General features: G+C 29.5%; 18 protein-coding genes. 13 read left to right on the plus strand and 5 right to left on the minus strand.

The window, feature by feature from the left end; translation table 11 throughout:
- Positions 1–202: 202 nt before the first annotated feature.
- Genes icmH through tssJ form a run of 3 tightly spaced genes read right to left on the minus strand, consistent with a single transcriptional unit; the run spans position 203 to position 2,854 of the window.
- A complete protein-coding gene (gene icmH, locus Q0Y61_RS08230) occupies positions 203–985 on the minus strand; it encodes a type IVB secretion system protein IcmH/DotU (protein WP_297814129.1) in 783 nt (260 codons plus the stop codon).
- Positions 986–988: 3 nt separating this feature from the next.
- Complete coding sequence (gene tssK / locus Q0Y61_RS08235) at positions 989–2,383, minus strand: type VI secretion system baseplate subunit TssK (protein WP_297814130.1); 1,395 nt, start codon at positions 2,381–2,383, stop codon at positions 989–991.
- Between the two features lie 21 nt (positions 2,384–2,404).
- Positions 2,405–2,854, minus strand: coding sequence for a type VI secretion system lipoprotein TssJ (tssJ, locus tag Q0Y61_RS08240; protein WP_297814131.1), 450 nt, complete (start codon positions 2,852–2,854; stop codon positions 2,405–2,407).
- Between the two features lie 117 nt (positions 2,855–2,971).
- On the opposite strand from tssJ, the gene Q0Y61_RS08245 reads away from it, so the two are divergent.
- From Q0Y61_RS08245 to Q0Y61_RS08275, 7 genes are all read left to right on the plus strand, one after another.
- Entirely contained in the window at positions 2,972–4,261 is a 1,290-nt protein-coding gene (locus Q0Y61_RS08245; RefSeq protein WP_297814132.1) for a type VI secretion system domain-containing protein, read from the plus strand.
- A gap of 59 nt (positions 4,262–4,320) precedes the next feature.
- Positions 4,321–4,806, plus strand: a complete 486-nt coding sequence (tssB, locus tag Q0Y61_RS08250; protein WP_297814133.1) for a type VI secretion system contractile sheath small subunit — start codon at positions 4,321–4,323, stop codon at positions 4,804–4,806.
- Positions 4,807–4,808: 2 nt separating this feature from the next.
- Positions 4,809–6,269, plus strand: coding sequence for a type VI secretion system contractile sheath large subunit (tssC, locus tag Q0Y61_RS08255; RefSeq protein WP_297814134.1), 1,461 nt, complete (start codon positions 4,809–4,811; stop codon positions 6,267–6,269).
- Positions 6,269–6,661 (plus strand): type VI secretion system baseplate subunit TssE, encoded by a 393-nt coding sequence (locus Q0Y61_RS08260; RefSeq protein ID WP_297814135.1) that lies wholly within the window; start codon positions 6,269–6,271, stop codon positions 6,659–6,661. Before tssC ends, Q0Y61_RS08260 begins: the two co-directional genes overlap by 1 nt.
- A gap of 1 nt (position 6,662) precedes the next feature.
- Entirely contained in the window at positions 6,663–8,387 is a 1,725-nt protein-coding gene (gene tssF / locus Q0Y61_RS08265; RefSeq protein WP_297814136.1) for a type VI secretion system baseplate subunit TssF, read from the plus strand.
- Positions 8,384–9,289: a type VI secretion system baseplate subunit TssG gene (locus tag Q0Y61_RS08270; RefSeq protein WP_297814137.1), complete on the plus strand. Its 906-nt coding sequence runs from the start codon at positions 8,384–8,386 to the stop codon at positions 9,287–9,289. Before tssF ends, Q0Y61_RS08270 begins: the two co-directional genes overlap by 4 nt.
- Positions 9,290–9,718: 429 nt before the next feature.
- On the plus strand, positions 9,719–10,300 hold the full coding sequence (locus Q0Y61_RS08275; RefSeq protein WP_297814138.1) for a hypothetical protein: 582 nt from the start codon (positions 9,719–9,721) through the stop codon (positions 10,298–10,300).
- A gap of 392 nt (positions 10,301–10,692) precedes the next feature.
- Here Q0Y61_RS08275 and Q0Y61_RS08280 read toward each other — a convergent pair whose 3' ends face one another.
- Positions 10,693–11,580 carry a hypothetical protein gene (locus Q0Y61_RS08280; RefSeq protein ID WP_297814139.1) on the minus strand — a complete coding sequence of 296 codons (888 nt, stop codon included), beginning with the start codon at positions 11,578–11,580 and terminating at the stop codon, positions 10,693–10,695.
- 1 nt (position 11,581) lies between these two features.
- A complete protein-coding gene (gene tssM / locus Q0Y61_RS08285; protein ID WP_297814140.1) occupies positions 11,582–15,109 on the minus strand; it encodes a type VI secretion system membrane subunit TssM in 3,528 nt (1,175 codons plus the stop codon).
- A gap of 130 nt (positions 15,110–15,239) precedes the next feature.
- Between tssM and Q0Y61_RS08290 the strand changes: the two genes are divergently transcribed.
- From Q0Y61_RS08290 to Q0Y61_RS08315, 6 genes are all read left to right on the plus strand, one after another.
- On the plus strand, positions 15,240–15,755 hold the full coding sequence (locus Q0Y61_RS08290) for an Hcp family type VI secretion system effector (protein ID WP_297814141.1): 516 nt from the start codon (positions 15,240–15,242) through the stop codon (positions 15,753–15,755).
- A gap of 214 nt (positions 15,756–15,969) precedes the next feature.
- On the plus strand, positions 15,970–16,626 hold the full coding sequence (locus Q0Y61_RS08295; RefSeq protein WP_297814142.1) for a hypothetical protein: 657 nt from the start codon (positions 15,970–15,972) through the stop codon (positions 16,624–16,626).
- Entirely contained in the window at positions 16,623–17,282 is a 660-nt protein-coding gene (locus tag Q0Y61_RS08300) for a hypothetical protein (protein WP_297814143.1), read from the plus strand. The genes Q0Y61_RS08295 and Q0Y61_RS08300 overlap by 4 nt, the downstream gene beginning before the upstream one ends.
- Before the next feature lie 17 nt (positions 17,283–17,299).
- Positions 17,300–17,545: a hypothetical protein gene (locus tag Q0Y61_RS08305; RefSeq protein ID WP_297814144.1), complete on the plus strand. Its 246-nt coding sequence runs from the start codon at positions 17,300–17,302 to the stop codon at positions 17,543–17,545.
- Positions 17,545–18,210 carry a hypothetical protein gene (locus Q0Y61_RS08310; RefSeq protein WP_297814145.1) on the plus strand — a complete coding sequence of 222 codons (666 nt, stop codon included), beginning with the start codon at positions 17,545–17,547 and terminating at the stop codon, positions 18,208–18,210. Before Q0Y61_RS08305 ends, Q0Y61_RS08310 begins: the two co-directional genes overlap by 1 nt.
- The gene (locus Q0Y61_RS08315; protein ID WP_297814146.1) at positions 18,200–18,862 is read left to right on the plus strand and encodes a hypothetical protein; all 663 of its coding nucleotides are present in this window, start codon (positions 18,200–18,202) and stop codon (positions 18,860–18,862) included. Before Q0Y61_RS08310 ends, Q0Y61_RS08315 begins: the two co-directional genes overlap by 11 nt.
- Positions 18,863–19,028 lie beyond the last annotated feature (166 nt).

A 19,028-nucleotide genomic window follows, 5' to 3' on the forward strand; every position in this document is an offset into this window, starting at 1 on the left:
GAAGTCCTAAGTAAAGCAAGTAAGTTTTGGTATAAAGGAGGATATTTAAAATTAAACGAACCTCAAAAACTAAAATAAAGGAATAAAAGATATGCCAAACAAGAGCATAAGAATTATTCTCTTTTTGTTCTTGGCAGAAGAGAAGCCTTAAAGCAGTTATAAGGGATTTAGAAATCTTAAGATATTGACTTTTGCAATTCACTCAACTTTCTTTTTTATTGGTAAAATCCTCAATCATTTTTTCTATTTTATTTTCAACCCTTATATTATTTGTCTCCAAATCAAGAAGTAAATATGAAAAAATTAAAACAATAATTAATAAAGGCAATAGGATAAGTATTTTTTTAAGATATAGCCTTTGGAATTTGCTTCCTAGTGTTTCTTTAGAATCAATATCGCAAGCTTTACTAAAAGCGATATTTTCATCTGTATTTAAAAGAGGAGTAATTGCTGATGCGATATTTTCGCACAATAAAGAGATTCTTTCATTAACATCTTTACTACTTGAATATTTGCCTTTATATCCCAATACAAGGCAAGCATAGACAAACTCTAAAAAATTTTTGTTTTTTGCAGGATTATTCAGCCAAGATAATGCGATATCATAAAAATTATCCCCGCCCAATGTTTCATCAAAAAGTCTTACGGTTAATGTGCTATGAGCCCAAGAACTATTCATAAAAAGCTCGTTTTTCATAATAATTTCGTCCATAAAGACACATAAACAATATCTTAATTTTACTATATCTTTTTCTTCGTATTCTTTGTAAGTGCTTAGTTTAGAGCTGATTGCTAGTATATCATTAATCATTTTTTCTTTGATTGCCTCTATTTTGCTTGTCTCTAAAGTATCTATTTTAGAAAGCCTAGATGATAACAAAAGCAACTCTAAGCTATGGTCTAAAACTTTATTACTTAAAAGCCCACAAAATCCATGATTCAACAATAAACTAGGCTCTATTCTATTTAAATTACTCTCCTCCATACTTTAAAACACCGCCCATATTTTAATATCGGGACTTTTAATATTGTTTGTGATATAAATACTCACGATATTTTCCCCTTTAAAATCCGCAAATACTTCATCTTTCTTATCAAATCTATAATAAATATAGCCGCTCAAATATGGAATCGCATTAGGAATATTTGAAATTTGTTCCAAATTCAACCCCCTAAGTTGTGTAGCTACTATATCTTTTATCTTACTTTGTGTATGGATTTTACTTTGTGTTTTGAAGTTCTGTAACAGATATTCGTGATTCACATCTGCATTGACAGCAAGATATATTTCATTATTTTGTAAAATACTTGGATTATCAAACAAGAAATCATAAAAACCATTTTTACCGCTGATTAATCTTGCCATTGTATATCTTGGACTAGTGATTCTTGAAAATAGTATTCTAATATTATTCATTAAAGGCAAAAAAGTTTCATTAAGATTGTCATGATTATATTTAATAAATTCTAAAAATGTATCGTCCTCGTTAAAAGCACCAAGATCCCCTTGAAATTCTATTAACTTTTCATATAAAAACTCGGGATGCAATTTGTCTTTATTAATTAAATAGGAAAAAATCAAATACCATTTCTTTAAAAGATTTAAGGATACATAGGTGCTAAAATCAAGTGTATTTTTTGTCTGGTCAATACCCTTAAAAATATTTGTTAAATTATTTTTATGTTGTTTAATAGAATGAATGTTTTCCTCTAAAAATGACTTAATAATGGGTATTTTAGAAATATTTAAACAAGTAGGGATAAATTCTTCTTCTAAATCAATTTTTTTATTTGCATCAATGCTCTTGATTTTTGCAATTGGTATTTCTAGTTCATCTGGTGCAGCATTATTTAAGATTCCTAGTTTTAATCTTAAACTCGCAAGTGCTACGCTAACCTTTTCTTGTGTGAAAGCAATATTCTCGCTTTCGTATTCATCACCTATTTGCCTTAAGATTTCATTGCTTTCATCATCATAATTTCTTGAAGCTATTGCACTTTTTAATGCAATATATTTGGTATTAGGAATATTATTTCTCAATGCAATATCCGCAATCGTTGCAATGCCTAAAGGAATCTTTAAGGTAATTACCGAGTTAGCCAACGAATCATAGTTTATCTCCAAAGGTTCAGGTAAAAGATCTTGTTCTGGTGCGCTAAAAATACTTCCGTCCTGTGCAATTCCCTCAATCCTAGTGATAACAATTTTACCTTGAATCAACATTTCTTTAGAAAATTCAAGCGTTGTAATTCCATATAAATTACTAAACACCTCTATTGTTTTAAAATCAATCACCCTTTGTAAAAATCTTTCTTGTTGCTCAAAATGAACTGAACTTACATTTAAGCCATCATACCATGCAACTTTTAGTTGATCTGCCATAATCTATTTGCCCCATAGAATTTATTGAACATAATGAATGCCATCTTTTGTGATTTTAAATTCTAGCTTTTTTACTCCAAACCAAAATCCACTTGCTTCACTTGTTTTAGCCCAAGCTTTCGTTGTTTTTTTATCATTATTGGCAAAAAACACTAAAATGCCAATATAAGGGACTTCTTCGTCTTCAACATTGACTGCTACAATATTATCTTTAGGTGCAATTTGCATTTTTATTGAATCTATTTTATCTTTGCCTAAAATTCCATCTTCTCTTGCAAATAAGTCCATATCACTTGCTTGTTCAAACTTTTTTATATCTTTTAACTGATATACAATAATAGTTAAAGGCACATCATCTTGCCTGTTATTGAGATTTGATTTTTCGTGATTATTAATCTTCACATCAACCTTACTTGAACACGCAGAAAAAACTAATACCACCAACAAAAGCAATAGATTCCTATAAAACATAACAATTCCTTAATTAATGATTTTTTTAAGTTCCATTTTATAGAATAGTATATCATAAATTTTAACTCAAATGACTAACAAACACTAAAGTTTATAAATTTTTATGGAGACTCAATAATGACTTACTCTGATTATTTATCAAAAGACTTGTCTCATTTAGAGAGTTTTAATATTTTAGAAGATGAAATGTCAAAATATAAAACCCTAAATCACGAAAATATTAACTGGGATATAGTATATAGATACTCACTTGATATTTTAAAAAATGCTTCAATAGAGGCAAAGATATGTAACTATTTCCTTTTGTCTTGCATTAATCTCAATAAAGAGGATTGCTTTATTGAACTCTCTTGTTTGCTAAAATTTTTAAAAGATTTTTTAAAAAATAATCCACAATCCTTAGATGAAAACGTATTAAACACTCAAAAAAAGAAAATCAAAGATACCATTGCACTTTTTATTTTAGAGACTAATCGTTTGAAATTATTTATTCCAAAACAAATCTTAACCGAGCTTAATGAAAACATAATGGATATTGGAAATATTATTAACCATAAGTTTAACTCTCTTGAAGTAGCACAAGATATTTCTACTTCCAATGCAAACAAGGAATCTCTATTTGATACCCATACGAACACTATTGCTAACAAACTTATAGATTTAGAGACTATCAATGATAGAGAATATAGGGGGTTTTACCTAAATCTTAGTTTGGATTTATTAAATAATGATTTAAATAATCTTAACGCATACGCATTCTTTTTTGAAGCTATGTGGGGAAAAATAAAAAAAATGCCACCTCATACAGAGGGCATCACGCAGATAAGATTTCCAGATAGTAGCTTAATTAATTTACTGCAAAATTCCAAAGAAGATGCTAGCGAACTTGCACAGATTCAAAACTTCATTAAAAATTTAGTCTTGAATCCTTTTTGGTTTGAAGGGCTACAACTTTTTCACAAATTATTAGTATTACAAAGAAAGGATAATGTTTGTAAAATATTCATAATTTTTGTCAATAACTTCTTAAACAAATTTCAGGAAATAACAAAATTAAAATTTGAAAATGGGGAATTTCTGTGCAATATCTCTGTATTTAATTATTTTTTAAAAAATGAAGAACTAAATGGTCAGCAAAAATTTCAAAAATCTAAAATACAATCTAAAACTAAAGCAAAAAGCCTTGAAGAAGCACTTTTAAAAATCAATAAAGAAAACTCCAATGGCTCTTTGTTTTCAAATATGAATGCGCTGATTGAAATGGCAAAACTATTTGATGAGAAAGGAATGGAGCAAAACGCAAAGATTATTTACCTACACTTAAAAGAGAAATTAGAAAATACACTTCTAAAAGATTATTTAGAGGAATATTATTTATTCATTCAAGGGAAAATTAATGAAATCTAGTTTATACTCTTAAGATTTTGACTTTAAAATAAATTCCAAAAAACAAGAAAGGCTTAAAAATGTCAGATGGTTCAAATTCTCCTAAAGAGCGTATCAATATAACATACAAGGCAAAAACAAATGGACAAAATAGCGAAGTGGAGTTGCCCTTAAAACTAATGGTATTATCCAATCTTACAGGTAATAATAGTGAGCAACCTATTGAAGAACGAGAAGTGTTGCAGATTAATAAGCTTAATTTTAATCAGGTTATGGAAAAATTGAACATTCATACAAACTTTAACGTAAAGAACACCTTAAACAATGAGGCAGAGGAATTAGAAGTGAATCTTAATATTGCTGGTATTAAAGATTTTTCACCTGACAACATTGCACAGCAAGTCCCAGAGTTGAAAAAACTTTTACAACTAAGAGAAGCTTTAATGGCACTAAAAGGTCCAATGGGTAACATTCCAAACTTTAGAAAAGCCGTTTTAGAGGCATTAAAAAATAAAGATACTAGAGAAAAACTACTTCTAGAAATCAAACAAAAGGATGGAGAATAAGTATGACAGATAAAAAAACTAATACACTTAGCACACCCATTATAGAAAGCATTATGGAAAAAAGTAAATATGCAACCAATGAAGAAAGCTATAGTATCGCTAAACGTGGAGTTGCTGAATTTATCTCTCAAATTGTTAAAAGTGATAATGTAGAAGATAAAATCAATAAATTTGCCCTTGATGAAATGATTGCACATATAGACGATTTAATCTCCAAACAAATGGACGAAATATTGCATAATGAAAATTTGCAACAACTAGAATCAACTTGGAGAGGACTACATTTTTTGGTAAGCAGAACAGATTTTAATGAAAATATTAAAATCAACCTTTTTAATGTTACAAAAGAGGAAATTTTAGAAGATTTTGAAAATAATCCTGATATTACGCAAAGTGTTATTTATAAAAATACCTACTCTGCCGAATACGGTCAATTTGGGGGTGAGCCTGTTGGTGCAGTCATTGGAGACTATCAAATTACTGCCTCAAGTCCTGATATAACTTTTTTAAACAAAATGGCTAGTATTTCTGCGATGAGCCATGCTCCTTTTTTAACCTCATGTAGCCCTAAATTTTTTGGTTTGGAAAATTATTCAGAGCTTGCCAATATTCAAGATTTAAAGGGTATGCTAGAAGGTCCTCAATATACTAGATGGAGAACTTTTAGGGAAAATGAAGATGCTAAATATGCTGGACTTATGGTAACAAGATTCTTAACAAGAAGCCCTTATGATCCTAATGAGAATCCCATTAAGAGCTTTAACTACAAAGAAGATGTCCATGCTTCGCACAATCATCTATTATGGGGCAATTCTGCTTTCGCTTTTGCTACAAGGCTTACAGAAAGCTTTGCAAAGTATAGATGGTGTGGAAGTATTATAGGTCCCAAAAGTGGTGGTAGCGTGAAGGATTTGCCAACCTATCTTTATGAGAGTTTTGGAACAATGCAATCTAAGATTCCGACAGAAGTTTTAATTACTGATAGAAGAGAATATGAGCTTGCAGAGGAGGGCTTTATCACTCTAACATTGCGCAGAGATACTAATAATGCTGCTTTCTTCTCTGCCAATTCAGCCCTAAAACCAAAAACATTCCCAAACACGCCTGAGGGCAAAGAAGCAGAAACAAACTACCGCTTAGGCACACAATTGCCTTATCTATTTCTCATTTCAAGATTGGCTCATTATCTTAAAGTGCTACAAAGAGAAGAGATTGGTAGCTGGAAAGAAAGAAGTGATGTTGAAAATGGACTCAATGAATGGGTGAGACAATACATTTCCGACCAAGAGAATCCTCCTGCTGAAGTAAGAAGCCGAAGACCTTTTAGGGGAGCAAGGGTGCAAGTAGAAAATATCCCGGGTGAAGCTGGTTGGTATAAAATTGGACTTAGTGTTCGTCCTCATTTTAAATATATGGGTGGAAACTTTGAACTCTCACTCGTTGGTAAGCTCGATAAAGAATAATGTCTTTAGTAGATAAGATTATATTCACATTAGATGACCAATATCAAAATGCTTCCTTTTACAATGATGTGCATAAAGATATAAAAGACAATGTTTGTCTTTTATTGAATGCTAAATTAGACGATTGTCTAACCTTAAAAGATATAAATGTTTCTAGTTTAGCCGAACTCAATTTAAATTCTAGTGATTTGTGTCCCACAATGGCAAAAGAAATCGTTTCTATCATTGAAAAATATGAACAACGTATTAAAGTTATCTCCATAAGCTTTGATAATTCTCTAAGCCCATGGTGCTTAACTTTTATGTTGCAATGCTTTCTTTGTGAAGATAGATTTCAAGAATTTAGCTTAGAAATCATTTTTAAAAATAATAGGTATTGTGAAGTTGTCTAAAATGAATCAAGATAATCTATTTTATTTTCAAAAAGAACTTGCTTACCTTTATGAAGCAAGGAAGCTATTTACCCACAAATATCCAAAATTAGCTCCATTTTTAGCACACGATAGTAAAGATCCAGATGTTGAAAGAATTATTGAAAATTTAGCAGTTTTAACTTCAAAGATTCATCAAGAAATGGACCGCAATATCCCTTACATAGCTGAATCATTGATAAATATTATTGCTCCAAACTATACAAGTGCCCTGCCTTCTTTGTCTATGCAAGAGTTTCAAATAGATGAAAAGAGTAAAGAAAAGTATATTTTTATACCTAAGGGAACTCATGTAAAATCCATTCCTATTAATAAATGTGAATGTATTTTTAAAACTATTTACGATGTTTTTTTATATCCTTTAAATATTGAAGACGCATTTCTTGGTAACGATAGACGATACCAAACCTTGAATTTAAATTTTAAAATCAATGAAAATAAAGATTTTAATATTTGCGACCTTGATATTACAAGATTAAATATTTACTTAGGAGATGATGTCTATACTTCAAGTAGCTTACTTTTATATATCCATTTGTATCTAAAAGAATTAAAAGTTACATCATTAGATACCAATCACGAATTTAAGTTAAGTATCTACAATGTTAAAACAATGGGGCTCTCTCCCAATGAAAGCACATTATCTTATAATGAGTTAGGCTTTGATGCTTTCTCTTTGCTAAGAGAATATTTCTTTCTTCCTGAAAAATTTAATTTCATCGCAATCACAGGTTTAGAAGTATTAAAAGAATGCTTGGGAAAGAGTTTCAGTATAGAATTTAAATTTGATAAACATTTGCCAAAAAATTGCATTTTAAGGAAAGAATTATTTTCTCTTGGAGTAACCCCCATTGTTAATATCTTTCAAAAAAGTGCAGAATCCATTATTAACCACCACAATAGAGATGGATATAGAATCTTTATTGATAGAAATCAACTAGATTCTTATGAAATCATCAATATCTTGCAAGTAAAAGCGCACAATAGCGATACAGGCAGAAGAATGCTTAAGAGTTATAATAATTTTGAACGATTTGAATTCCTCAGGGAAAACAAAAATGAATTTTATTCTATCTCTGATAAAGTAAATTCAAGAGGAGATTCATATAAAGAAATCTCTTTCTTTTCAACAAGCAACCAAACAGAAATCATTACTATTGAAACTTTGTGTTGCAATAAAAATCTTCCAACATTTTTAAATATCGGCGATATTCAGACCTCCTCCATTAAAGATACGCACACTAAAAATATCAAAACCCCAAGCCCTATGAGAAAATATAATGTGGATAATTTACTATGGAAGCTTGTTTCTATATTATCTTTTAACTATCAAACGATGTTAAATAAGACTTCATTCTTTAATGTCCTTGAAGCTTATAGCTTTTTAGAAGATAAAGAAAATGCAGAAATTTACAAATTGCTAAAGGAATCTATTGTTGATATACAGGGCAATAGTGCCTATTTGGTAGATGAATACATTACAAAAAAGGGAATCTTAACTATTTTTTATATTCAAGATTCCAAATTCTATTCTTTGGGAGAAGTCTATAAACTAGGGCTTGTGATCTCTAAATTCCTCTCCTCATTTGCAAGTATTAATTCTTTTTGTGAATTAAAAATCCGATGTCTAGATTCTAAAGAAACACTTTATTATCCAGCATCATTTGGAAAAAAGCCAATTTTATGAATTCTTCTTATTCTTTTCATAAACTCTTAAAGAATCTTTTGCAACACTATAATAAACAAGAAATTTTTTTAAGAACCAATAAACAACTCAAACACCCAAATAAGGAGATTGAAGAAATCAGGTTTAATCAATTAGATAATAAATTTTTAGTTCAAGTAATTGTAAATTTTATGGGTTTACATGGAATCAACTCTCATTTGCCCTCTTATATGCTTGATAAATTATCACGTAATGAAGATAATAATGAGGGTTGGACATTGTTTTTTGATTTTTTCAATCATTATATCCTATGGATATTTTTTGAAACCATAAATTTAAAAGATTATCCAAGAGCCTTTCAAAAAGATTTTAGCGATTCTATTTCAAACATTTTATTTTCAATGCTTGGTATTACAGACAAGAATACCGCTAAAAAATATTTGCCTTTCTCCCCTCTTTTGTTAAGCTTAAGACGCCCTAAACATTATATAGAAAAAGTCTTGCAAAGCAATTTTAATCTTCAAGGCAAACTATCAATTATAGAAAATATCCCTCATAGAATCTTAATCGCAAAAATGCAACGGAATAAATTAGGTATTAAAAATCATATATTAGGAAAAAACTTTATTCTTGGTAATAAATTCTTATCCCACCAAAACAAAATAGCAATTTTGATTCAAGATATTGAATACCAAGAAGCCATAGAATACCTTCCTAAAAAAGAAAAGTACACGGATTTGAAAAATAGTGTTATGTTTCTCACTAATAACGAATTTTGTGTGGATTTATATATAAAAATCAATTATGGTGATAAATTACTTTTCATACTTGGCGATCAAAGTGTAGCAAAACTAGGATGGGGAAAATTATTAGGAAAGCCTAAAAAAGATTTTCACCTTATGTGTATAAAATTATATGAGTAATTTGTAAAATATCAAATATATTAGACAACTAAGTAGATAATTTAAAAATTTAAGTTTAAATAAACCATAGTCAAAAAGTATAAGGACAGATATGTTATTATCTTTTAAGTTTAATATAATGCGTGATTCCTCCTCCTGCTCTCTAAATTTTACACTTTGAATAAAGCTTCCTTTAGTAGTTTTGGAATACCTAATTTTTTAATATTTAGTAATTCTATCCTTCGGAATTTATCTTATAAACAACCTTGTGAATGAGAAAAATGATAATAATACAAGCATAATTTATAACAAAAGATAATTTAAGCGTATATTGCTATAATTTTCTCATAAAGATTAACCAAAGGAAATAAAGAAAAAGCCCAAGGAGAAAAAATGCTTCCTCAACCTATATTTTTAAATAGGCTTATGCAATTTTTTTCTGATGAGAAATTGGATATAAATAATATCAAAAAGGGCATAGATAATATTTTTTCTAAAGAAGATTTTCACGCCATATTAGAGTTGAATATTCAAATTATGGGTATAGCAAAATTAATTGTTAAAAGCGATGATGAGTTAAATGCTTTATTGCCTCAAGCGAATGATAATCAAAAAATAAAATATTCTTTTAAAAAGCTAGAATTAGAAAAAGAAATAGATATAGATTTGAGTATGTTAAAGGATTTTGACAATATAAAATTATTAGATATTATCAAGTGGGAATATCAAGGAAATATTGTTAAGGAACTAAGAATTAGTTCCTTAAAGGAAGAAACAAAAATACTTTTTATTATTAATAAAGTTCCAAAATTCTTAAAATTAGTTTATAAAAAGTGTAACTTTAAAGATTACGGCTTGGCAAACTATTTGGAATTTGATGAAATTTGGGATTATTCTGAAAATAATATAAGATATTTTGCCGTTTTAACACCTATTGGAGCAAATAAAGCAAAGCTTTGCCTGAAAAAAAATATACAAGATAAAGAAGATGAGATTAATGTTTTGCAAATAGAATTAGACAAAATCCAATAGTTTCCTAAATTTTATAAGAAAACCTAATTTTTTTTTCAAAAATTAGACTATAAAAGTTACCACAAACAAATACAGATGTCCCTAAATTTTCTATTAGAGTTTTTATTATAGTATATATCAAAAAATCTTGTCCATTCCTACTCAAATATATCATCTATTTTAGAAATAGTTATTGAAAAGGATAGTAAGCCATTTTAGCGATAAGACAAATGGAATTAGAAATTTTCGCTTAATCTTCTATTTCTTAGGCAGATTTCAAGTGTGGCAAGTTTAGATGTGATAAAAGCAATAGTTTTATATTTCTAAAATGCTCCTCCATGTTATCATTATAAGAGCTAAAGATCTTTGGATAATAGAACTTTATAATTGTCTTTAAAATTGCATATAAAAACCTATTTCCTATATTTTTCTAATGCTTTAATGGTTAAATTTTCAAAGAGATGTTTTTCTTCTTTTACATTACTTTGTATTGCAACTTTAAGATATTTGACGAACATATCTTCTTCCATTTCCTCAAATATTGGGCTGTAAAGCTCTTTACTAATCAAACTTAACACCAAAAGATTAATAAGTTTAGTGGATTTGATAAGAGGGACCTGTGCAATAATTCCCTCTAAGTCTTTTAGAGTCAAATCCTCATAAATATCATTTAAATGACTGCTTTTTTGATTGGATTGTATTTCTTTAAAGCCTTTATCAAGCAATTTTAAAATATTTTTATAATCAAAAGTAGTTGCATTGGTATTAGGCATTTGCTTTAAAAAGCTATCATCAAATTTCTTCTCTAAAAAATCATAGTCATTCTTGGAATCAATTAGTTCCTTGATATTTTCTTTCTCGTTAAAATTAACACTTACTTGTCCTCTTGGTCTTAGAGGTTCCTGTTCCTCTTGAGGTTGCTTTTGTAAGTCTTTAAGTACGCTACTTTTCTTAAGCATATCCTCATTAACACTTTTTGGATCTACAAAGCGCAATACAATATCACCTATTTTAACGGTATCATTTAAGTTGATAATCGTTCCATATCCCCCCTCCATACTAGAAAACGCATTGTTGTAATGAACAATACAACCCTCTACTGGCGTTAATGCAAAACATCCCTCTTCAAAGGTTATTTGAATGTGTTTATCCTGAATTTTATCTTGTGTATCTTGTAGGCAAAAAGCATTATCAAAACTGCTTCCAATAAAGCCTCCCTCTTCGTTGAAAATATGCGCATACTTCTTGCTTTCACAATCTTGTGTATTTTCAACAATCACACCAATTTCTTCTTTCTCCATTTTACTCTCCACCTATAATATTTTCTACAATTTTAAAATTCTCTAAAAGCCGCATAATAGCAATAATATCTTTTTCACTATTTACCAGCTCAAAATCAAAATACAATTTTTCATTATTGTTGAAATTTAAGGTATATTTGCCATTACTTTTTGTTTTTTTAATAAATCTATGCCACGCCCATTCGCCTTTATAGGAATTTTCATAACTCACTTGGTAGGAACCATAATTATAAGCACTAAGGTTTAAGATAGTGGCTGATGTGAATTGGTCTGCTATGACATTAAGTTGTGTTTTTAGAGTATGGTCATATGTTATGGAGTGATTTAAATAAGAAATATCAATATGTGAAAAATCCGCACTCAAATCAAGTGCCTTGATAGCAAAATGCACCTTTACATTATCATTTTGGCTTAAGATTAAACTAGATAGATTAGCAGTTTCCGTAATAAAGTTTAAAAAACTTCCAGAAAAATTTAGTTTAGCTTTATATTGCGGATTAATAGAATATATATTTTTTCTTTTTACTAAAATATCATTGAAATATTTTTTATAAAAACTATTTAAAATTCCATTTTTCCCAAAAAAACTCTTGAAAACATCTAAGCTTAAATCCTCTGTGCTATCTTGATTAAAAGGATAAAAGGGTGCAATTTCATTCATAAAAAGCGCATAAACTTCATTTTTCCACACAGCATTAAAGAGTGCGATTCCATTATTTTCTATAAAATTCCAAGAATAAGCAGAAAGCATTACGTAGTATTGTCTTAATTCAAAGGGTATTCTTTTGATGTCATTATCAAAAGTAATAAATGGATCATCTGCTTCTTTTAGGTTTCCAAGAGCATAAGAGATTCTATCTTCTACACCTAAATTGCTATTTGTAGTAAAGCTTACAATTTTATTTTTAATATCTACAATATCTTTGCCTAAAATCTCCATTATGTTTTCATTATCAAATTTCAAACCCACGGCAGAAGCCCCACTTTTTAATAAAAAATCTCCATTAGCAATTCTATGATAAGGAGCAAAAGCATTTGCGATATTTGTAAAATTAGCTTTAATTTCACCAGCATTCAAGCCTAGCTTATATGCCTCGTTCAACAAAAAGGCGTCATTAATATTTGTGTTTTTGCTAACAATATTAATTAAAGACTGAATCGGATTTTCCTTTTTTGCTAAAATATCGAGTTGATTGAGCATTGCTTCTTTACTTTTATAATTTTGTGGTTTTAAAGAAGCGAGTAACTCTTGCCATTTGGTTTGATACTCATTGAGATACAGCTTTAATATGCCCAAGATAAGAGTATTTTTATTTTCAAGCGGTGTTGTATCATTATTTAACATCCAAGATTCTATGTTAATAGCGTGATCCACTTCTGCATTAAGATTATTTAAAAAAGTTACCATTCCTTCTTTGGTATAAATTTTATCTATAATAAACTGCTCTTTATTGTTTGCAAATACACTATTTTGCGCATATCCAAGATATTGAGAAATGGAATATTTTTCTCTTGCTTGATGACTTTTTAAGAAATCTAGCAAAATATAAATTCTTTGCGTCTGGTTAGTGTTTTGAAGTTTTTCAAAGCTTGCAATGATACTTCTTTCATCTATACTAAAAGTGTTAAAATTTGTATTTTTAAAACTATCGACTCCATTTAAGAAATTTTCTTGTGAAATTTGATATTTTTGTAAATAACTCCAATTTTTATTAATCCATTTTTTTAATAATTGCGTATTAAGATATTCTGTTTCGAATAGAGATTTATACATATACAATGTTTTAAGAATATTTTCATTATTAGTATCTGTTAGTAATATATTTTCCATTTCTTTAATGAGGGTATTTTTTAGCACATCTTCATTGATGGTATAGTAGAAATCATTTGCTAGTTTAAAAGCTTTATAGGATAAATTTAAAGTTGGATATTCCATTAAGCTTGGTTTATTATTAAGCTCTGGATAAGAGGATAAAATATTCCTTAGTTGTGTTAAAAGAACTGCTTTTTGCTCTATACTCATTGTATTATATTTTAGGTCAGTTAATAACATTTCTAAAGAATTTAAAACAATATCACTTTTTTCCCTTTCTAAATTATTTTTGCTAATAAAATAATAAGAAAATGAATAAGTAATAAGACATATCAGCACAACAAGACTGAGCAAAGTTACTCTTTTAAAAACACTTTTTATTTTACTCAAAGAGTAATCTTTGAAAATCACCCTTTCAAGAAGAGTTTTTACAAAATAACTTTGATTGTTATAGATAGGAGCTGCTTTTCCTAATGCTTTTTTGATGCTATATTTTGTGCATATTGTATCAAGAATATAGTTTCTTGGTATATTTTCTTGATATGCGCTTACAAAATAAACTCCACGCAAGTAAGAGCTATTTTTCTGTGTATTTTCATTTTGCAGTTCAATAAGAAATTCGCTCACCAATGCAAATAAATTATCCATTTGCTTTAAAAACCAATAGGTTTTATTTTTATCTTCAAGAGAATGCAAGTGAGTATTTTTGCTCATAAAATTAAAAAGGAGGGAATCGCTAATATCCTTAAAGCCTTTATTCAACTCATCAAGCCTCAATTTATCCTTAAAGGATATTCCAAAAGTTTTATGGGTAACTTTTTCATTGTAAATTTCAAAAAATTCTTTCATACCCTCAATTAAATCTATTTTGGAAAACACTATATAAATAGGCAATTTTAAGTTCAAAGTTCTTTCGCACTCATAAACCCGCTTTGTCAAATGTCGTATAAGGTTGTAAGAATATTCTTTTGGGCTATTAATAAAATTGAGAGTGTCTATTACCAAAATGATTCCATTTAATTTGCTGTGGAAGAAATTTTTATTTAAAAAACCTAAAAAGTTTTTCCAAATGCTCTTTTTTAAAATATAATCTTTGTTTTTATCCAAATCATCTTCAGGCATTTCATCACTGCTTTCTGGCTTAAAAAAGTCTTCTTGGGAGAAATAATTACCCTCTGTATCTAAGATTGCACCTTGTTTTGAAATATATAAAGCGAAGTTCTGTGTTGATTGGTGCAATTTTTTGTAAGATTGGAGGCTATCACTCAAAGGACATTCAATATCAGAATAGTTAATAAAGGTGCTTTTCCCTGCAGATTCATTACCTATAATAATAACTAAAGGCATATTTTTTATCTTAACTTCTTTTTTCCATGTATCTTTAGCATCTTTTAGAGAAATGAAAAAATTTCTTTTTGCCCTGTATAGAAATTTATCTGCTTCTTTTTGTAACAGTTTCAACTTCATTCTTTTTTCACTTTTTAATGAAATAAAGAAGTTAATGATTGGTTTTAGTAAAAAGAATAAAAAGATACAAACCCAAATAATAAAAATAATGCCAAATCTTAAATAAGAGCTACTAAAAATATAAATATCATTGAAAGCAATTAAAGAACCCCAAAACAAAAATGCAAGACTTACAACAAAGAGTATGCTTAATAGCAAAATATATAAAAATAGTTTTGACTTTATAAAATGAATTATTCCACTAAACATAACGATTAAATATCCTCCGTAAAATTTTAACCACTAAAAATATTTTATAGTTTTTTATTATCTTATTCTAAAAAAATTAAAAAAATGCTAATATTTATATTCAATAAAATAAATTTGAAAAGGAGATTTGATGGCACAACCAGCCTATATTAAAATTGAAGGTGTAACCCAAGGATTAATTTCAAGTGGAGCTACCACAGAAGCAAGTATTGGTAATCGCTACCAAACAGGACACGAAGATGAAATTATGGCACAAGAGGTTTCTCATATTGTAACAGTTCCAGTAGATCAACAAAGCGGACAACCATCAGGTCAAAGAGTCCATAAACCTTTCACTTTCACTTGCTCTTTAAATAAGGCGGTTCCATTGCTTTATAACGCACTTACTAAAGGAGAAAGATTAACAAATGTCGAAGTGCATTGGTTTAGAACTTCAACGAGTGGAGACTCTGAACATTTCTTTACTACGAAGCTAGAAGACGCAATTATCACAGATATTGAATTAATTATGCCCAACGCTCAAGATAAAGTGAATCACGATAAAACAGAGCTTTTTAAAGTTTCGCTAAATTATAGAAAAGTTATTTGGGAACATGTTGTAGCAGGAACAAGCGGAAGTGATGATTGGAGAGGAAACAACGCTTAAGTCTTTTAAAGATACCCTTTTATTGTTGTTTGCAAATTATAAAGGGTTTCTCCGTTACATTAGGAAACATTAAGATGATGAGATGGATTAGTAGAAATGAGCGGGAGACCAAACACAAGATTTAAGGGATTTTATCGACTCTTTGAAAGATTTTAAATGATAGAAAGACACACCGCCAACCATTTCCATTTCTTCTCTAAACAATCTTTTAGTGATGAAATCCTATAAATCCTTAACTTATAATAGATTTAGGGCTTATTTAAGAGTTAAGCTTAAAAACAAACACTTTAGTAAAAAGAGACTTATCTTTGCTATTCTATTTTATTTTCTCTGTTCTCTCACTATCTTTTTACTCCCTTTAGATATTTTAACTAAGTATCCCTATCTAAAATACTTCACAGACTTTATGGATTTCATTCCAGCTATTAAACTAATGGAGAGTAAAACCTTTGCTCCTGAACTTTGTAAATTCTATGCTTCATATATGTTGGTGGCGGGAATAATATATTTTTTATGGGCTTTTGTGTGCTATTGTTATATTGCTTTTAGACAAGGATTCCTGTCTATTTATCATCATACTAAAGAAGCGCAAAAGGTCGTTAAACGTCTTTCTAAATTCAGTAAAAAATTTATAATACTAAGTTTAATTGGATTACCATTGCTTTTTGGTTTCGGTCTCTATGGCTTTCTTAATGGCGGAATGATTGGTTATACCAGGAGAGGACATTGGAATACTTATTTTATAGATGATTACTTTGAGATGATTTTTTATATTGATTTTTGGCAGGGATTTATGGTATGTTTTGGGATACCATATATGTTTTGTGCTTGTGTTGCAATTTCTTATTTATATTTTAGGAGCAAACAATGAGCGATAACAATGAAACCAAAAACAATTATAAAGAGTTTGGAGATAAGGTTAAAAGCACCATAGGAGCAGTAGGTACAGGCTTAGAAGCTACTGCTAAAGAGGTCTCTAAGAATCTTGACATTTCAAATTTAGGTAAGACTACTATTAAATTAGCTCCAAAGCCAATTAGTGCAGTAAATGATATGGATTCCATAGCTAAAGCACAAGGAGAAAAAGAGGTTTTTACAGAAGTGTATAAAATGGGTGTAGGCAATATTGGTGCAGCAACGGGTGGAACTATATTGGGCGCAGGTTGTGCTGTTGTTCCTTTTTTATCTCCCTACTCATTCATTTGTGTTGGACTTAGTGCAGTAGGTGGTAATTGGATTGGTGAATCCACAGCAGATGAAGTTTATAATTTTTATCAAAACACCCAAAATGCAATGAGTAGCTTTACAATTGACCTTTATGTAGCTTATGAAAGTTTGCCAACATTTACTTCCAAACCCTACCAAAAAAGAAGTTCTGAAGATGTGTTTAAAAATCTCCGTTGCCTACAACCAACAACGCCACATTACAACTTCTCAAACAAAAACATTTCCAAAAGTCTTAAAGATACAATCTCTAGTAAAACCACTCAAAACCCAAAGGAGGAAACCTTAAATCTAAAAAATTAAACCCCAAAGGACAAACAATGAATCCAAACTTCTTAACACTTTTAATCGGTGATTTAGCCTTAAATACTCCCAATACAACCAAACAACATCATTTCATCATCTCTAAAGCCTTCATTAATGAAAGTTTAGAATTTCCTTTTAGTATAGAATGTGAAGGATTTATTGAAACCATAAAGGATAATTTATTGGACAAATCTCAAGATTTAAATCCAAAAAATCTTATAAGCCACAATAGCATATTTCCTTTTGCAAAGATTGCTTAATGCAAAACAAACCTTTAACCTATAATAGATTTGGAGCTTATTTAAGATACAAAACAAGAAAACAACATTTTAGTAAAATGAAAGTATTTTTAATTTTTATTATTTACATCCTTTTTTCTTTTAGTTGTTTTTTACTCCCTTTAGATATTTTAACTAAATATCCTTATCTAAAATACTTCACAGACTTTATGGACTTTATCCCCGCCATTAAACTAATGGAAACTAAAACCTTTGCTCCTGAACTTTGTAAGTTTTATGCTTCGTATATGTTTATAGTTTTATTTGGGTGCTTTGTGGCGGGTTGCTACTATGGCTTGTTAGCATTGGTGAAAAAAGGAGATTTTATGACTTCTTATATCAATCATAAAACAAAAAACAAAATGTCAATATTTCCATACTCTGCAAAATATGCTCTAGCTTTATTGGCTTGGGTTTGCTTATCTGTATTTTTGCTTTACGCGTTTTTAAGTGGGAGTTTGATAGGTTTAGATGGTTGGAGAGGGCGTCCAAGCTCTCATTTTATTAATGATTTATACGATTTGCTTTATTATTCTTTGGAAAGCGTTTTGACGACAATTTGCATCATTATTATAGCTTTGGTTGGAAGCGTAGCGTTTTTTGAATTGCGCATAAAACAATATTTAAGGAAAAGAAATGGACAATAATACCAAAGAGTTTTTGGGTGAAAATTCTAATGACAATCAAAATAAATCAAATAATATAGTTATGACAGGGGCGTCTGCCATTCTTGCAGGAATGGATGGATGGCTCAATAGGTCTATAAGCAATCTCGAATATATTCCAAATTCCTTATGGAAAAGTCTTGCAAGGCACACTTTTAAGCCCGCAGGTATTGTGATTGATATTAATTCCATAATGACAGCAGAAGGAGAAAAAGAGAGATTTAAGGCATATTATGGCGTATTCTTAAGTAATTTTGGAGCAATAGGCGGTGGGCTTATCGGTGGCGCAATGGGAGGAATTGTTGGTGCGGCTGGAGGATCTGCTTTGGGCAATCTTGGAGGCAATCAACTTGCCGAATTTTCTTCTGATTTTGTTTATGATTTCATTCAAGCCATACAAAGCATTGGAACAACTAACCCTAGACTTACTTTAGCAGATATAAAATTAGTTGAAGCTCTATTTGACCAATACACGCAAAAAGATTCCACACAATCCAACAAACAAGATAGAATTTCTTGCCTACAACCAACGCCTAACCTTGCAAACAAAGACATTTCTACAAGCTTTAAAGATACAATCTCTAGTAAAGTTACTCAAAACCCAAAGGAGGAAACCTTAAATCTAAAAAATTAAACCCCAAAGGACAAACAATGAATCCAAACTTCTTAACACTTTTAATCGGTGATTTAGCCTTAAATACTCCCAATACAACCAAACAACATCATTTCATCATCTCTAAAGCCTTCATTAATGAAAGTTTAGAATTTCCTTTTAGTGTTGAATGTGAAGGATTTATTGA

The sequence above is a fragment of the uncultured Helicobacter sp. genome (assembly GCF_947367035.1).
GTDB lineage: Bacteria > Campylobacterota > Campylobacteria > Campylobacterales > Helicobacteraceae > Helicobacter_D.

Bases quoted from the DNA above. Each gene is read 5' to 3' on its own strand.
- Q0Y61_RS08270 (WP_297814137.1), top strand. From the start codon at position 8,384: ATGAATTCTTCTTATTCTTTTCATAAACTCTTAAAGAATCTTTTGCAA.
- Q0Y61_RS08315 (WP_297814146.1), top strand. From the start codon at position 18,200: ATGGACAATAATACCAAAGAGTTTTTGGGTGAAAATTCTAATGACAAT.
- Q0Y61_RS08290 (WP_297814141.1), top strand. From the start codon at position 15,240: ATGGCACAACCAGCCTATATTAAAATTGAAGGTGTAACCCAAGGATTA.
- tssB (WP_297814133.1), top strand. From the start codon at position 4,321: ATGTCAGATGGTTCAAATTCTCCTAAAGAGCGTATCAATATAACATAC.
- tssJ (WP_297814131.1), bottom strand. From the start codon at position 2,854: ATGTTTTATAGGAATCTATTGCTTTTGTTGGTGGTATTAGTTTTTTCT.
- Q0Y61_RS08245 (WP_297814132.1), top strand. From the start codon at position 2,972: ATGACTTACTCTGATTATTTATCAAAAGACTTGTCTCATTTAGAGAGT.
- tssF (WP_297814136.1), top strand. From the start codon at position 6,663: ATGAATCAAGATAATCTATTTTATTTTCAAAAAGAACTTGCTTACCTT.
- Q0Y61_RS08280 (WP_297814139.1), bottom strand. From the start codon at position 11,580: ATGGAGAAAGAAGAAATTGGTGTGATTGTTGAAAATACACAAGATTGT.
- Q0Y61_RS08310 (WP_297814145.1), top strand. From the start codon at position 17,545: ATGCAAAACAAACCTTTAACCTATAATAGATTTGGAGCTTATTTAAGA.
- Q0Y61_RS08295 (WP_297814142.1), top strand. From the start codon at position 15,970: ATGAAATCCTATAAATCCTTAACTTATAATAGATTTAGGGCTTATTTA.
- Q0Y61_RS08305 (WP_297814144.1), top strand. From the start codon at position 17,300: ATGAATCCAAACTTCTTAACACTTTTAATCGGTGATTTAGCCTTAAAT.
- Q0Y61_RS08300 (WP_297814143.1), top strand. From the start codon at position 16,623: ATGAGCGATAACAATGAAACCAAAAACAATTATAAAGAGTTTGGAGAT.
- tssC (WP_297814134.1), top strand. From the start codon at position 4,809: ATGACAGATAAAAAAACTAATACACTTAGCACACCCATTATAGAAAGC.
- icmH (WP_297814129.1), bottom strand. From the start codon at position 985: ATGGAGGAGAGTAATTTAAATAGAATAGAGCCTAGTTTATTGTTGAAT.
- Q0Y61_RS08260 (WP_297814135.1), top strand. From the start codon at position 6,269: ATGTCTTTAGTAGATAAGATTATATTCACATTAGATGACCAATATCAA.
- tssK (WP_297814130.1), bottom strand. From the start codon at position 2,383: ATGGCAGATCAACTAAAAGTTGCATGGTATGATGGCTTAAATGTAAGT.
- tssM (WP_297814140.1), bottom strand. From the start codon at position 15,109: ATGTTTAGTGGAATAATTCATTTTATAAAGTCAAAACTATTTTTATAT.